A 14,053-nucleotide genomic window follows, 5' to 3' on the forward strand; every position below is an offset into this window, starting at 1 on the left:
GCTTGTACGGCTATTCAGGCGCCAAGATTCGGAATTATAGCCCTTGGCTGGTGGTAAACGGCTAACACTTATGTCGAATCAGCCACTGCAGCCAAGCCCTTGGTCACATAGCGTTGGGTCGCCACGGGCCGCTTCAAGGGTGAAACGCCGGTGCATCAGGCCATCACAGGCCCAGTGCGCGGTACTCGCTGCAAGGCCGGGCACGTTCCCAGACGGGCTCGAAGTGGGCGCGCAGCTGGCGGCCGCGGGCCGGATCGTCGAGTCGGGTCTCGCCGTCGAAGCGGTGGCCGAGCGGGCGGAAGTACCAGCCCCCGTCGTCGTTGACCACGTAGGCGCTGGCGTAGTCGCGGTCCACCGGCTCCTCGATCGCGCGCATGGCAAAGGCGCTGTTCAGGCGCTGGGCCAGGCCGAGCACTGGCGCAATGGCGCGCTGCGGTGCGGCCGGGTCGTGCAGCAGGACCCGCACCTCGCCACCGGCGACGGCGAAGGTGCGCAGCTGCGCCAGCACATCGGGCTGGTCCAACACGCCCGGGTCCAGCTCGCGGCTATAGACCAGCAGGCGCCGGCGGGCATTGGCGATCACGCCCAGCACGGCGGCGATCGCGGCGTCGCGACGTTCCACCACGTTGACCTTGCCCAGCGCCAGATGCATCGACTGGTGGTCCAGGCCGGCTTCGACGAAGCGCTCGCCATAAGGCAGGAATCCCTGGCGGGCATAGAACACGATGGCGGGCACCTGCGCGTGCAGGCTCACGACCGGCCAGCCCAGTTGCCGGGCCTGCGCGAGCAGGGCCAGCAGCAGTGCCTCGCCGACGCCCTGGCCGCGCCATGAGGGCAACACCGCCATCCGGCCGATGCGGTGGTCGGGGGTGAGGCGGCCGGTGCCGATCGGCTGGCCCAGGTCGTCGCGGGCGATGACGTGGACGCACAGCGGGTCCAGGGCGTCGCGCTCGATCTCGACCGGCACGCCCTGTTCCTGCACGAACACCGCATCGCGCACCACGCGCAGCTCGGCCACGCCGTCCTGGAAGGCGATGGCCTCCACGCGGAAGGTGCGGCCGGTATGGCTCAAGTCGTTCATTCTTCTTCGTCCGCCAGGGCCAGCTGGTAATGGCCGGCCTGGAACAGGGCGTACACGCAGTCACGGCCGGCCTCGGACAACCCGGCGTAGGTCGCACCGTCGAGGAGCGCGGCGTTGGCGATGGCGGAAGCGTCGTCGGCAGGCAGGTCGTACGAGTGGCCGCTGACGAACAAGCGCGACGGCTCGCCCTTGCCGTGGGCCCTGCGCCAGGCCATGCGCGACCAGGGATGGCGGTGCAGGGCGGCCTCGTGCTGCAGGTCCCATTCGATCTCGATGCGCGAGCGGGTATCGCTGCCGGGCTGGACCTCGCCAGCGGCGCGATAGACCGTCATGAAGCGGCCGAACCAGTCGCCAAGGCGGTCCGGGTCGTTCATGCGCAGCAGGTTCAGCGCCTCGACGGCGCGATTCATCGCGGCAGCGTCTATCTCGGCCGGGTCTGCCGCGGGCGCCAGATCCGGGTCGGCGTAGCGCAGCGCCTCATCGGCATCGGCAGCGAGGGTGTCGACAAAATCGCCAAGCAACTCGGCCGCCGATGGCGCGCGCATGCCGACCGAGAAGGTGAGGCAGGCATCCTCGGCGACGCCGTTGTGCGGCACGCCCGGCGGCAGATACAGCATGTCGCCCGGGCCCAGCACCCATTCGTGGGTCGCGTTGAACTCGCTCAGCAGCTTGAGCTCGACGTCGTTGCGGAATCCCAGCGGCGGATTGGCCGAAGCGTCGATTTCCCAGCGCCGGTGGCCCTGCGCCTGCAGCAGGAACACGTCGTACTGGTCGACATGGGCGCCAACCGAACCGCCCGGCGCGGCAAACGACACCATGATGTCGTCGATGCGCCAGCGCGGCAGGAACGAGAACGCCGGCAGCAGCGCGGCAACATCGCTGTCCCACTTGTCCATGTCCTGCACCAGCAGGGTCCAGTCCTGGTGCGGCATGTCGGGGAACTCGGCCTCGTCGAACGGGCCGTGGCGCAGCGTCCAGCGGTCGTTGGCTCGGTCGTGCGTGACGATCCGCGACAGCGCCGCTTCCTCACAGGCCAGGCCGGCGAGGTCCTCGGGCTGCAGCGGCGATTCGAAGCCGGGAAAGGCATTGCGGATCAGCAGCGGCTTCTTCTGCCAGTACTCGCTCAGGAATCGCTCGGGCGTCATGCCCAGCGGCGGCAGCGCGCTTGCGTCGATTTCACTTGCGTTGATCTCGATGGGGACTTCCTTCGAGGCCGGCTTCTTCGCCGCCACGGTTTTCCTGCTCATGTCGTGATCTCGTCGTAGCCGCGGCCGCGGAACTGCAGCAGGCACCAGCCATGCCCGAACGGGTCGGCGATGGTGACAATGCGGCCCCAGTCGGCTTCGCGGATGGCGCCTTCCTGCACAGCACCGGCGGCGACGGCCCGGGCCAGTGCGGCGTCCAGGTCGTCGACCACCACGTCGCAGTGCAGCGGCGTCCAGTGTCGGTCGTAATTGCGTGGTTTGGCGCCGGCGCCGGTGCTGCCGGCGGCCTTGAGCAGCAGGTAGATCGGCGCTTCGGCGCCGAGCATCTCGACTACGGCTTCGCCAAAGCGGCGCGCCGGCTGCAGGCCGAACGCGGCGACGTAGAACGCCTCGGCCGAGGACAGCTCGTCGACGTCGATGTTCAGCAGCAGCTTCACTCAGATCTCGCGCGCCAGCTTCTCTGCCAGACCGGTGTAGCTGCCCGGCGTCATCTCGAGCAGGCGCTTCTTGTCCGCCGCCGGCAGTTCCAGCGAGGCGATGAACTCGCGCATGGACGCTTCATTGATGCCCTGGCCGCGGGTCAGCGCCTTGAGCTGTTCGTACGGGCTGGGCAGGCCATGGCGGCGCATCACCGTCTGCACGGCCTCGGCCAGCACTTCCCACGAGGCGTCCAGGTCGGCCGCCAGGCGTTCGGGGTTGACGCTGAGCTTGCCCAGGCCACGCTGCAGCGCATCGAAACCAATCAGTGCATGGCCGAACGCCGTGCCCAGCGCGCGCAGCACGGTCGAGTCGGTGAGGTCGCGCTGCCAGCGGCTGATCGGCAGCTTGGCGGCGAAATGCTCGAACAGCGCGTTGGCGATGCCGAAATTGCCTTCGGCATTCTCGAAGTCGATCGGGTTGACCTTGTGCGGCATCGTCGAACTGCCGACTTCGCCGGCCTTGACGGCCTGCTTGAAGTAGCCCAGCGAGATATAGCCCCAGACGTCGCGGCACAAGTCGATCGCAATGGTGTCGATGCGGCGCTGCGCGTCGCAGACCTCGGCGATGCCGTCGTGCGGTTCGATCTGGGTGGTGTAGGGCTGCCAGTTCAGGCCGAGCGAGTGGACGAAGTGCTCGGAGAACGCCGGCCAGTCGACATCCGGATAGGAGGCGACGTGGGCGTTGTAGTTGCCGACTGCACCGTTGATCTTGCCCGGCATGCGTGCCGCGGCGAGCGTCTCGCCCTGGCGCTGCAGGCGCGCGACGACGTTGGCCAGTTCCTTGCCGACGGTGGTCGGCGAGGCGGTCTGGCCGTGCGTGCGCGACAGCATCGGCAGCGCGGCATGCTCGTGCGCCATCGTGCGCAGGGTCTGGATCAGCTCGTCGAGCTTGGGCAGCAGCACGAACTGGCGCGCCTGGTTGAGCATCAGCGCATAGCTGAGGTTGTTGATGTCCTCGGAGGTGCAGGCGAAGTGCACGAACTCCAGCGCCGGGCCGAGCTCGGTATCGTCCTTGAGACGCTCCTTGATCAGGTACTCCACGGCCTTGACGTCGTGGTTGGTGGTGCGCTCGATCTCCTTGACCCGGGCGGCATCGGCCGGCGACAGGTTGTCGGCGAGGGCACGCAGGCGCGCGGCGGCGGCATCGGAGAACGGCGCCAGTTCGGCGATGCCCGGTTCCGCACCCAGTGCCAGCAGCCATTCCACCTCGACCTTCACGCGCGCCTTGATCAGGCCGTACTCGGAGAAGATCGGGCGCAGCGCATCGACCTTGCCGGCGTAGCGGCCATCGAGCGGGGACAGGGCAAGCAATTGGGATTCGACGGACATGGCGGGCTGGGGGCGAGAAAACCGCGATTCTACTACTCCTGCCAAACCGTGCCCTGCACGCGGATGGGGCATCCGATGGGGGCGCGCCGGTGGGGTTAAGCTGATCCCATCGATCCCCCCGGAGAGTCGGCAATGGCCAGGCAGCGACGCAGCAGCGCGCAGTTCCGTACCGAACGAGACAGCATGGGCGAACTGCAGGTGCCCGCCGATGCGCTCTGGGGTGCGCAGACGCAGCGCGCCGTGCAGAACTTCCCGATTTCCGGCCAGCCGATGCCGCGCGAGTTCATCCGTGCGCTGGGCCTGATCAAGGCAGCCGCGGCCCAGGTAAATGGCAGCTATGGCCTGCTCGGCAAGGGGGCGGCGCAGGCGATCCAGGCGGCCGCACTGAGTGTGGCCAAGGGTGAGTACGACGCGCAGTTCCCGATTGACGTCTACCAGACCGGCTCGGGCACCTCCAGCAACATGAACGCCAACGAGGTCATCGCCACGCTGGCCACCTCTGGTAGCCGCCACAAGGTCCACCCCAACGACCACGTCAACCTGGGCCAGAGCTCCAACGACGTGATCCCGACCGCGATCCGGGTCTCGGCGCAGATTGCCACCGTCGAGCACCTGCTGCCGGCCCTCAAGCACCTGCGCCGCACCATCGAGCGCCGCGGCAAGGCGCTGGCCAGGGTGACCAAGACCGGCCGCACCCACCTGATGGACGCGATGCCGTTGACGTTCGCCCAGGAGTTCGGCGCCTGGGCGTCGCAGCTGGCCTCGGCGCAGGCGCGCATCGACGACGCGCTCAAGCGCCTGCGTCGCCTGCCGATCGGCGGCACCGCGATCGGCACCGGCATCAACGCCGATCCGCGCTTCGGACGGGCGATGGCCAAGGCGCTGTCGACCCTGGCCGGCAGCCGCTTCGAGTCGGCGCAGGACAAGTTCGAGGGCATCGCCTCGCAGGACGACGCCGTCGAGTTGTCCGGCCAGCTCAGCACGCTGGCGGTGGCGCTGATGAAGATCGCCAACGACCTGCGCTGGATGAATTCAGGTCCCCTGGCCGGCCTGGGCGAAATCGAACTGCCGGCGCTGCAGCCTGGCAGCTCGATCATGCCGGGCAAGGTCAACCCGGTGATTCCCGAAGCGACCTGCATGGTCTGCGCGCAGGTCATCGGCCATCACGCCGCGATCACAGTGGCCGGCCAGAGCGGCAACTTCCAGCTCAATGTGATGCTGCCGTTGATCGCCTGCGACCTGCTCGACTCGATCCGACTGCTCGGCAACGTGATGCGGCTGCTTGCTGACGACGCGATCGAAGGGCTCAAGGCGCGACCGGAACGGATCCGCGAAGCGCTCGACCGCAATCCCATCCTGGTGACGGCGCTCAACCCGATCATCGGTTATGAAAGGGCCGCGGCGATCGCCAAGCAGGCCTACAAGGAAGGGCGACCGGTGCTGGAGGTCGCAGTCGAAGTCAGCGGTCTGCCGGCGCAGGATCTGCGCCAACTGCTGGACCCCGCGGCGCTGACGCGCGGCGGGATCCACGAGGGCGCTGGCGGCGGCGGATAGCGCCGCCGGACAACGCCGCCGGACAACGCCGCCGGATAGCGCCGCCGCGGGCCCCGTTCGAAGATCAGCGCTTGGCCGCTTCGGCCGCCGCCGTGCTCGCCGTGTCGTGGTCGCGTGATTCCTTCCAGCAATCATCGATGTCGGACGCGTCCATGCTCGCGTACGGCCTGAACTCCGGCAGCGCCTCGGCCAGCTTCTGCTGTGAAGCCAGCATCGCCGGCAATTGCGTGCACAGTTGCTGGGCGGCGTTGCGGATCTTGTCGGCCTGGGCATCCACGCGCTTTTCGACGTCGTCGGTGTTGCCAGTGAACACGCCCTTGAGCGATTCGGCCACGGCCTTGGTGGCCAGGTCCGCGCCTTCCATGCCGATGTTCATGCCGGCCGTGGCGATGCCGACGACGTGGCTGCGGTAGTCGAGCACCAGCGCACGCTGCGCCGGCGTCTCTGCCACCGGCTGGCCATCGATCAGCAGGTCGCCCTTGGGGGTGATCTCGGCCTTCTTGCCGCCACCGTGTTCGTTCTTGGAGACCGTGATGTTGCCTTCGGTGATCTCCTTGTGCGCCTGGGTGATGGCTTTGTGGATCGTCGATGAGATGAACGTGCTGTCGCGCTTGGCGGTGGCCTCGCTGCCGGATTCCTGCGCCTTCGCCGTCGATGCATTGTCCGGGGCGGGGTTGGCGCCGCAGGCGGCCAGCAGCGACATGCCGGTGAGCGTGGCGGCCAGTAGAACGGTACGGCTTGCGGCAATCATGTGAAGCTCCTGGCGGCAGAGGAGGGCGCGCGGACGCGCCCATGGTGGTTTTGGTCGGGAGCGCGGTTGCTGATCAGTTGTCCTGCGGCACGTCGGTTCGACCCGACACGCCACTGTGGTCGACCGAGCCGCTGCCGACGCGATGCACGGTGAGGTTGCCGCGCACGTTGCGCACGTCGAGGTCGCCCGAGCCGATCCGGTCGACGCTGACGTCGCCGTCGACATCGACCAGTTCGACATCGCCCGAGCCGATGCTGCCCACGGTGGCGCCGCGGCCAATGCGGCGCGCGGTGAAGTCGCCGGAGCCGACGCTGAGCACCTGCAGCGAACCAATCGAGTCGAGCTTGATGTCGCCCGAGTTGAGATCGGCGGTGACCAGGCCGCGGATGTCGCGTGCCTCCACGTCACCCGAACCCAGGTCGATGCTCAGCGCCGACGCGCCCTTGACCTGGGCATCGCCGGAACCGACCTTCAGCTGCACCATCACGTTGTCCGGCACCGAGGCCTTCAGGTCGAGGTAGGCGTAGTGATTGCCGCTCCAGTTGAACGTGATGCCATCGCTGCGATCGGCCGTCACCATCAGCTTGTCGCCGACGCGCTGCTGGGTGAGGGTGAGGTCCTTGAGGCGGTCGGCATCGGAGGCGCATGCCTTGCCATCGACGGCGCCGCGGGCATTGGGCGTGGCCGTGACGATCAGATCATGCGGGCCGATGTCGAACACGACCGTCTTCACCCCGGCCAGGTCGAGCTGCAGGTTGCGTGCCTCGGTGTGCAGGCACTGCGGGGTGCCGGCATGGGCGACCGGCAGGAGCGAGAAGCTGAGCGAGAGGGCGGCGGCAACGACAGGCGTGCGGATCTTCATTTTGGGGCTCCGTGGGTCAGTGCAGCTGGGATGCGGGACCGTGGCCGAAGGTTGCATGCCGCGGTCCCGCAGACCCTGCGATGGCGATCAGCCGTCGTCGCGCCAGCGGCGCATGCGGATCGCGCCGTAGAGCATCGCTGCACCTGCAATCGCGCCGATCCACAGTTTGGTCGAGAGCAGGACCGAGTACATCGTGCGCAGGTTGATGACCGAGTGGATCGCCGTCGGGCCGTCGACGCTGATGTCGCCGATGTTGGCCGCGTCGAACCAGGCGCCCGGCACGATGCTGGTCAGGCTGCGGGCAACGATGTTCTTCCAGAACCAAGCCGTATCCAGGTCGAAGATGTTCATCAGGCCGAACCAGCCGACCAGGATGCCGGCGAAGACCGGGATGATCAGCGCCCACAGGAACGGCTTGCTCTTGGCCCATGAGGAGCACAGCATCAGCCAGCCGACGGTCGGCAGCGCCCACAGCGCATACACCGGGATCGAGGCGAGCAGGTGTGCGCAGACCGTCAGCGGGCTGGCCGGCACCCAAAGCAGGGTGTACGGGTTGCCGCCGTGCAGCAGCACGACCAGGCTGTAGAGCAGCATCGAGCCGAACACGGTCAGGATCGCGGCGATCGCGGCGATGGTCGGCGCCATCACGGTGGCGCTGAGCACCTTGGACAACACTGTGTCGCGGTCGGAGATCGGCAACGACTTCCAGAACAGCACGCTACGGTCCTTGCGGTCGTCGTACAGGCTGCCCAGGCAGTAGAAGAACACGACGAAGGCGAGGACAACGAACGGCCACGTCGCCGCCATGTAGAGGCTGGCGTCGATCGCGCCGCCGAACTCACGCAGCTCGTTCGGGCTGATCTTCTCGGTCAGTCGCGCCAGGTCGAGTCCGTTGACCTGGAAGCTGCCGCCTTCGACATTGATGGTGGCGTGCTCGGGGACCTTGCGCAGCAGCACTTCGCCGGCGCCGACACCCATCAGCGTCAGCAGCAGGAGGATGCCGCCAGCGACCAGCGGCGCCCAGAAGAAGCCGCCCTTGTGCTCCCAGAACTCGCGCTTGAGCAGCATCTTGTAGGTGTGGGTCGGGTGCGGCGCAGCCATCGCGGTGGCCCGGCTTGCGCCGTGGGACTCTTGGATTGCGTTCATGCGTAGGTCCCCTTCATGGTGGCCACGAACAGGTCGGCCAGGCCCGGCGTACGGGTTTCACCCAGGCCCGCCAGGCGCTCGTGCGGGACCGAATCGAACAGCATCACGGTCTTGCCGAAGGGCAGGGCACGTTCGTCGATCGGCTGCAGCGCACGCGCCTGCTCGGTCTTGTCGCCGTTGACCAGCACTTCGATGAAGCGCTCGCCGAGCGATTCCATGTCGTTGTCGAGCACGATCTTGCCGTCGCGGATGAACATGACGTCGGTGAGGATGTGCTCGATCTCCTCGACCTGGTGGGTGGTGACCAGGATGGTTTTCTCCTCGTCGAAGTAGTCCTCCAGCAGGCGCTGGTAGAACTGCTTGCGGTAGAGGATGTCCAGGCCCAGGGTCGGCTCGTCGAGGACCAGCAGCTTGGCGTCGATCGCCATCACCAGCGCCAGGTGCAGCTGCACGATCATGCCCTTGGACATTTCGCGCACCCGCATGTTCGCGGTGAGCTTGGTGTGGGCGAGGAAGCGTTCGCACTTGGCGCGGTCGAAGCGCGGATGCACGCCGGCGACGAATTCGATCGCCTCCTTGACCCGGATCCAGCGCGGCAGCACCGCCACGTCGGCGATGAAGCAGACATCGCGCATCAGCTCGTCGCGTTGGCTGCGCGGATCGCGGCCCAGCACCTGCAGCGTGCCTTCGAACGGGATCAGCCCGAGGATGGCCTTGAGCGCGGTGGTCTTGCCGGCGCCGTTGGGGCCGATCAGGCCGACGATGCGGCCGGCCGGGATCTCGAAGGCGGTGTCGTCCAGCGCCATCTTGTTCTTGTAGGCCTTGCGCAGGCCGTGGGCGCTGACCACGGATGCGGAAGTGGTGGCGGGGGCGTTCATTGCGTGCCTGCCTTGACGTCGGTGGCCAGCAGTTCCTGCGGGGTGAGGCCCAGGCGCATGATGCGTTCGAGCACCAGCGGCCATTCCTCGCGCAGGAAGCGTTCGCGTTCGTTGAACAGCAGTTTCTTTGCGGCCTCTTCGGTCACGTACATGCCCAGACCCCTGCGTTTTTCGACGAGAGCCTCGTCCGCCAATTCCTGATAGGCGCGCGAGACGGTGATTGGATTGAGCTGGTATTCGGCGGCCACCTGGCGCACGGAGGGAAGAGCGTCTCCGGGCTTGAGCACCCCGTCGAGCATCATCGCGATGACGCGCTCCTTCAGCTGGCGATAGATCGGAGCGCCGTCGCTCCATTGAATTGCGGTCATGGGTTCAGCCCCGCGGTGCGAATGAGAAATAAGGCATGACTAGGGTTTGCCGGCGATGCCGGGCGGCAGTCCTTGCCTGTTTCTGTTCGGTGTCGATGGTGGCGCTCTGGAAGGACCTGGAACTCTTTACCGCCTCGGCCAGGGCGGCCGCGGTGGCGATCTCCGCAGTCAGGGCGGCGGCGTCGGCCAGGCTTTCGACCTTGTCTGCGCGACGCTCGATGCTGCGGGTGAGGGCCTCGATCTGGGCGCCGTGGTTGGCATTGGGATCGGACGGAGTGAAAGTGAATTCGACCGGTCCCACGTTCAGGGCGATCGGGCGGGCCTTGGCCTGCTGCTGCGTCTGCTGCTGGGCGGGGAGCGCCAGGGCCAGGCACAGCGCCAGGGTCGAAGCCGAGGCGAGCAGGGCGAAGTAGGAGTTGTGGAGCCTGCGGTTCATGTGGGCGTCCTGCTCGTTGGTCAACCGGTGTTGTAGGCAACTATAACACCTAAAAGGTTCCGGTCAAGTACTGCCTACCCAACTGATGGCATAGAAGGCTGAATGGGGCAAGCCCGCTCTCGCGCCGGATGGCCCGGAACGTGCTTGCACAGGCGCGATGGCCGGGCCGGGACCGGAGTCCGCGCGGACTGACCAGAGGTATTGGAACGGTCGCCATCGGGCAGGCGCCCGATGCTGAGTGCGCCGCAGCCGATCGACGAAGGAACAAACGGACATCAAAACGGTCCGACGGTACTGCGCGCACGGTCATTGCCCATGCGATCCTGTGCCGCGACAATGCATCGCTTGCGTGGCGGTGCCGGTACCCGGCGCCGTCGATGTGCGATCCGGCCAGCCAGGCCGACGACTTTCCCTTATGGAGTAGGTAGGTACCCGATGAAGGCTTTTGTGCGCGGCGCAGCCGTGTTGATCACCACTGCGGCCACGCTGATCGGCGCGGCAGCCTCTGCCCAGGACAAGACCGTGCTTACTACCGAACGCGACAAGGCCAGCTACATGGTCGGCAGCGACATCGCCCAGTCCATCGCCCCGGTGGCGCCGGACATCGACCTGGCCGCCTTCGAGCGCGCCATCAAGAATGCCTTCGACGGCGGCAAGCCGCTGATCACCGAAGACGAAGCCCAGGCCGTCGGCCCGGCGCTGATGCAGCGCATCGCCTCGCGCGCCGGCCAGGCCCCGGCCGGCGCCAAGGTGCCGGAAGTGCCCAAGGACAAGGTTGCCTACCTCGTCGGCGCCGACGTCGGCCGCTCGCTCGCTCCGATCAAGGACGAGCTCGAGCTGCCGGTGGTGGTGCAGGCGATCAGCACGGCCTTCAACAAGGGCAAGCCGCTGCTGAGCGAAGAAGAGCAGGCAGCGGTGCGCCAGGCCTTCCAGCAGAAGGTCCAGGCCAAGATGCAGGCGCAGGCTTCTGCCCTGGGCGGCAAGAACCAGGCCGATGGCGCCGCGTTCCTCGCCAAGAACAAGGCGGTCAAGGGTGTCTTCACCACCGGTTCGGGCCTGCAGTACATGATCCTGCGCCAGGGTTCGGGCCCGCGTCCGAAGGCCACCGACCATGTCCGCGTCAACTACCACGGCACGCTGCTTGACGGCACCGTGTTCGACAGCACTTACGAGCGCAACCAGCCGGCCGAGTTCGCACTGAACCAGGTCATCGCCGGTTGGACCGAAGGCGTGTCGATGATGCCGGTCGGCAGCAAGTTCCGTTTCTGGATCCCGGGCGAACTGGCCTATGGCCCCAAGGGCACGCCGGGTGGCCCGATCGGTCCGAATGCAACGCTGGTGTTCGACGTTGAACTGATGTCCATCCTCTGAACTCGAGCCCGGCACTGAACGCGAAGGGTCGTCTTCCGTTCAGTTCGGTGCTGGCAGTTTGTCTGGCCGCAATGGCAGCGTGATGCCCAAGTCACACGCTGCCGCCCCCAATTCCTGGAGCCCCCAACCGATGAAGTTTTCCCCGCGCCACACCGCTCTCGCCCTGGCCGTCGCCTCGCTCGCGGTGGTGACCGCCGCCTGCAACAAGCCGGCCGACAAGGCTGCCGATGCGGCCAAGGCTGACACCGCCGCCGAAGCCGGCAAGACTGGCGACGCCAAGGCGATCCCGGGGCTTGCGACCGAGAAGGAGCAGGTCAGCTACATGATCGGCATGGACATGGCGCGCTCGCTGGAGCCGGTCAAGGACGAAATCGACCTGGACACCCTGCACAAGGCGCTCAAGAGCTCGCTGGCCGGCGAGAAGCTGCTGCTCGATGAGAAGCAGTCCGGCGAGATCCGTGAGGCATTCGCGCAGAAGGTGCAGGCGCAACGCATCGCCAAGATGATGGCCGAAGCCAAGAAGAACCTCGTCGACGGCGAGAAGTTCCTCGCCGAGAACGGCAAGAAGCCGGGCGTCGTCACCACCGCTTCGGGCCTGCAGTACCAGGTGCTGACCGAAGGCAAGGGCGCCAAGCCCTCCGTCACCGATGCCGTCAGCGCGCACTACAAGGGCGCACTGCTCGACGGCAAGACCTTCGACAGCTCCTATGACCGCGGCGAGCCGGCCACATTCGTCCTCGGCCAGCTGGTCCCGGGCTGGCAGGAAGGCATCGCGCTGATGCCGGTGGGGAGCAAGTACCGCTTCTGGATCCCGAGCAAGCTGGCCTATGGCGAGCAGGGCGCGGGCCCGATCGGCCCGAACCAGACCCTGGTGTTCGAGGTCGAACTGCTCGACATCGTCAAGCCGGGCGGCAACGCGAAAAAGTAAGTAACGAGTAACACCCCCCGGGCGCAGCGGACGCCACCCGTCCGCTGCGCCAGAAGACTCGTTCCTTCGTTGGAGTACCTATGCGCGTCACCATTTTCGGCACCGGATACGTAGGCCTGGTCACCGGCACCTGCCTTGCCGATGTCGGCCACGACGTGATCTGCGTCGACATCGACCAGGCCAAGGTCGACGGCCTCAACCAGGGCGTGATCCCGATCTACGAGCCTGGCCTGGAGCCGATGGTCAAGGCCAACCACGCCGCCGGCCGACTGCGCTTCACCACCGACGCCGAAGCCGCGGTGGGTCACGGCGACGTGGTGTTCATTGCCGTGGGCACGCCACCGGACGAGGACGGCAGCGCCGACCTCAAGTACGTGCTGGCGGTGGCGCGCACGATCGGTCGCTATCTCGAGCGGCCGGTGGTGGTGGTCAACAAGTCGACGGTGCCGGTCGGTACCGCCGACAAGGTGCGCGCGACGATTGCCGCCGAGCTTGCGGCGCGCGGCGCAGAGTTCGGATTCGAGGTTGCCTCCAACCCCGAGTTCCTCAAGGAGGGCGACGCGGTCAACGACTGCATGCGTCCTGACCGGATCGTGATCGGCGCCAGCAGCACGGCGGCGGTCGACAAGCTCAAGCGCCTGTATTCGCCGTTCAACCGCAATCACGAGCGGATCGTGGTGATGGACGTGCGGTCGGCCGAACTGACCAAGTACGCCGCCAACGCGATGCTGGCGACCAAGATCAGTTTCATGAACGAGATCGCCAACATCGCCGAGAAGGTCGGCGCCGACGTGGAGATGGTGCGCCAGGGCATCGGTTCGGACCCGCGCATCGGCTGGCACTTCATCTATCCGGGTGCCGGCTATGGCGGCTCGTGCTTCCCCAAGGACGTGCAGGCGCTGGCGAAGACGGCGCAGCAGCATGGCTACCAGGCGCAGCTGCTGGACGCGGTGGAGTCGGTCAACGACCGCCAGAAGGAACACCTGTTCGAACTGATTGGTCGCCACTACGACGGTTCGATCACCGGCAAGACGTTCGCGGTGTGGGGCCTGGCCTTCAAGCCCAACACCGACGACATGCGCGAGGCATCGAGCCGACGCCTGCTGCAACTGCTGTGGGACGCCGGTGCGAAAGTGCGCGCCTACGACCCGGAGGCGAGCGAGGAAGCACACCGCATCTTCGGTGACCGCGACGACCTGGTGCTGTGCGATTCGGCGCGCGCCGCGCTGGCAGACGCCGACGCACTGGTCGTGGTGACAGAGTGGAAGCAGTTCCGCAGCCCGGATTTCCAGCGTTTGAACCAATCGCTGGGCGATCGGGTGATCTTCGACGGACGCAATCTCTACCATCCCGATGAGGTCGAGGCGGCCGGGCTGGCCTATTACGGCATCGGCCGTGGCCGCTCGATCGTGATTGAAGCGCCGTGAGCAGCCAGGGCGAACTCGAGCAGCGCCTGGTCGATCTGGAAATGCGCGTGGCATTCCAGGAGCAGGCGCTGACCGAACTCAGCGACGCGCTGGCCGGCGCGCGTGAGGAAGAAGGTCGCAACGCCTTGCTGTTGCATCGCGTGCTTGAAGAGCTCAAGCAGATGCGCATGGCGATGTCGACCAACCCGATCACCGGCGACGCTTCGCAAGAACCGCCCCCGCCGCATTACTGACACGA

General features: G+C 66.8%; 15 protein-coding genes. 5 read left to right on the plus strand and 10 right to left on the minus strand.

Translation table 11 applies throughout. The features are described 5' to 3' along the window. Positions 1–163: 163 nt before the first annotated feature. The 4 genes from AC1DER_RS00215 to purB are packed head-to-tail and all read right to left on the minus strand — an operon-like array spanning position 164 to position 4,094. The gene (locus AC1DER_RS00215) at positions 164–1,081 is read right to left on the minus strand and encodes a GNAT family N-acetyltransferase (RefSeq protein WP_477245093.1); all 918 of its coding nucleotides are present in this window, start codon (positions 1,079–1,081) and stop codon (positions 164–166) included. Further along, positions 1,078–2,328 (minus strand): JmjC domain-containing protein, encoded by a 1,251-nt coding sequence (locus AC1DER_RS00220; RefSeq protein WP_477245095.1) that lies wholly within the window; start codon positions 2,326–2,328, stop codon positions 1,078–1,080. The genes AC1DER_RS00215 and AC1DER_RS00220 overlap by 4 nt, the downstream gene beginning before the upstream one ends. Then, positions 2,325–2,723, minus strand: a complete 399-nt coding sequence (locus AC1DER_RS00225; RefSeq protein ID WP_441814638.1) for a VOC family protein — start codon at positions 2,721–2,723, stop codon at positions 2,325–2,327. Before AC1DER_RS00225 ends, AC1DER_RS00220 begins: the two co-directional genes overlap by 4 nt. Continuing rightward, positions 2,724–4,094, minus strand: coding sequence for an adenylosuccinate lyase (gene purB / locus AC1DER_RS00230; protein WP_477245097.1), 1,371 nt, complete (start codon positions 4,092–4,094; stop codon positions 2,724–2,726). Positions 4,095–4,226: 132 nt separating this feature from the next. On the opposite strand from purB, the gene AC1DER_RS00235 reads away from it, so the two are divergent. Continuing rightward, positions 4,227–5,648, plus strand: a complete 1,422-nt coding sequence (locus AC1DER_RS00235) for a class II fumarate hydratase (protein ID WP_477245099.1) — start codon at positions 4,227–4,229, stop codon at positions 5,646–5,648. Positions 5,649–5,712: 64 nt separating this feature from the next. Here the strand turns inward: AC1DER_RS00235 and AC1DER_RS00240 are convergent, their stop codons facing one another. The 6 genes from AC1DER_RS00240 to AC1DER_RS00265 form a co-directional block, all read right to left on the minus strand. Further along, complete coding sequence (locus AC1DER_RS00240; protein ID WP_477245101.1) at positions 5,713–6,399, minus strand: hypothetical protein; 687 nt, start codon at positions 6,397–6,399, stop codon at positions 5,713–5,715. Between the two features lie 73 nt (positions 6,400–6,472). Continuing rightward, entirely contained in the window at positions 6,473–7,261 is a 789-nt protein-coding gene (locus AC1DER_RS00245; RefSeq protein WP_477245103.1) for a DUF4097 family beta strand repeat-containing protein, read from the minus strand. An 87-nt stretch (positions 7,262–7,348) separates the two neighbouring features. After that, a complete protein-coding gene (locus AC1DER_RS00250) occupies positions 7,349–8,407 on the minus strand; it encodes a hypothetical protein (protein ID WP_441814633.1) in 1,059 nt (352 codons plus the stop codon). Then, positions 8,404–9,285 (minus strand): ABC transporter ATP-binding protein, encoded by an 882-nt coding sequence (locus AC1DER_RS00255; RefSeq protein ID WP_477245106.1) that lies wholly within the window; start codon positions 9,283–9,285, stop codon positions 8,404–8,406. The genes AC1DER_RS00250 and AC1DER_RS00255 overlap by 4 nt, the downstream gene beginning before the upstream one ends. Continuing rightward, complete coding sequence (locus AC1DER_RS00260) at positions 9,282–9,653, minus strand: GntR family transcriptional regulator (RefSeq protein WP_441814631.1); 372 nt, start codon at positions 9,651–9,653, stop codon at positions 9,282–9,284. Before AC1DER_RS00260 ends, AC1DER_RS00255 begins: the two co-directional genes overlap by 4 nt. A 4-nt stretch (positions 9,654–9,657) precedes the next feature. Then, positions 9,658–10,089: a hypothetical protein gene (locus AC1DER_RS00265; protein WP_477357526.1), complete on the minus strand. Its 432-nt coding sequence runs from the start codon at positions 10,087–10,089 to the stop codon at positions 9,658–9,660. Positions 10,090–10,524: 435 nt separating this feature from the next. Here AC1DER_RS00265 and AC1DER_RS00270 point away from each other — a divergent pair, with 435 nt between their 5' ends. From AC1DER_RS00270 to AC1DER_RS00285, 4 genes are all read left to right on the plus strand, one after another. Continuing rightward, positions 10,525–11,460 (plus strand): FKBP-type peptidyl-prolyl cis-trans isomerase N-terminal domain-containing protein, encoded by a 936-nt coding sequence (locus tag AC1DER_RS00270; protein WP_477245109.1) that lies wholly within the window; start codon positions 10,525–10,527, stop codon positions 11,458–11,460. Positions 11,461–11,590: 130 nt separating this feature from the next. Continuing rightward, complete coding sequence (locus tag AC1DER_RS00275; protein ID WP_477245111.1) at positions 11,591–12,388, plus strand: FKBP-type peptidyl-prolyl cis-trans isomerase; 798 nt, start codon at positions 11,591–11,593, stop codon at positions 12,386–12,388. 80 nt (positions 12,389–12,468) lie between these two features. After that, on the plus strand, positions 12,469–13,815 hold the full coding sequence (locus tag AC1DER_RS00280) for a UDP-glucose dehydrogenase family protein (protein WP_477357529.1): 1,347 nt from the start codon (positions 12,469–12,471) through the stop codon (positions 13,813–13,815). Further along, on the plus strand, positions 13,812–14,048 hold the full coding sequence (locus tag AC1DER_RS00285; protein ID WP_477245115.1) for a SlyX family protein: 237 nt from the start codon (positions 13,812–13,814) through the stop codon (positions 14,046–14,048). The genes AC1DER_RS00280 and AC1DER_RS00285 overlap by 4 nt, the downstream gene beginning before the upstream one ends. Positions 14,049–14,053 lie beyond the last annotated feature (5 nt).

The sequence above is a fragment of the Lysobacter sp. 05T417 genome, from assembly GCF_056396405.1.

Excerpts from the sequence above, each read along its gene's own strand:
- AC1DER_RS00215 (WP_477245093.1), bottom strand. The coding sequence starts at position 1,081 with ATGAACGACTTGAGCCATACCGGCCGCACCTTCCGCGTGGAGGCCATC.
- AC1DER_RS00220 (WP_477245095.1), bottom strand. The coding sequence starts at position 2,328 with ATGAGCAGGAAAACCGTGGCGGCGAAGAAGCCGGCCTCGAAGGAAGTC.
- purB (WP_477245097.1), bottom strand. The coding sequence starts at position 4,094 with ATGTCCGTCGAATCCCAATTGCTTGCCCTGTCCCCGCTCGATGGCCGC.
- AC1DER_RS00235 (WP_477245099.1), top strand. The coding sequence starts at position 4,227 with ATGGCCAGGCAGCGACGCAGCAGCGCGCAGTTCCGTACCGAACGAGAC.
- AC1DER_RS00240 (WP_477245101.1), bottom strand. The coding sequence starts at position 6,399 with ATGATTGCCGCAAGCCGTACCGTTCTACTGGCCGCCACGCTCACCGGC.
- AC1DER_RS00245 (WP_477245103.1), bottom strand. The coding sequence starts at position 7,261 with ATGAAGATCCGCACGCCTGTCGTTGCCGCCGCCCTCTCGCTCAGCTTC.
- AC1DER_RS00250 (WP_441814633.1), bottom strand. The coding sequence starts at position 8,407 with ATGAACGCAATCCAAGAGTCCCACGGCGCAAGCCGGGCCACCGCGATG.
- AC1DER_RS00255 (WP_477245106.1), bottom strand. The coding sequence starts at position 9,285 with ATGAACGCCCCCGCCACCACTTCCGCATCCGTGGTCAGCGCCCACGGC.
- AC1DER_RS00260 (WP_441814631.1), bottom strand. The coding sequence starts at position 9,653 with ATGACCGCAATTCAATGGAGCGACGGCGCTCCGATCTATCGCCAGCTG.
- AC1DER_RS00265 (WP_477357526.1), bottom strand. The coding sequence starts at position 10,089 with ATGAACCGCAGGCTCCACAACTCCTACTTCGCCCTGCTCGCCTCGGCT.
- AC1DER_RS00270 (WP_477245109.1), top strand. The coding sequence starts at position 10,525 with ATGAAGGCTTTTGTGCGCGGCGCAGCCGTGTTGATCACCACTGCGGCC.
- AC1DER_RS00275 (WP_477245111.1), top strand. The coding sequence starts at position 11,591 with ATGAAGTTTTCCCCGCGCCACACCGCTCTCGCCCTGGCCGTCGCCTCG.
- AC1DER_RS00280 (WP_477357529.1), top strand. The coding sequence starts at position 12,469 with ATGCGCGTCACCATTTTCGGCACCGGATACGTAGGCCTGGTCACCGGC.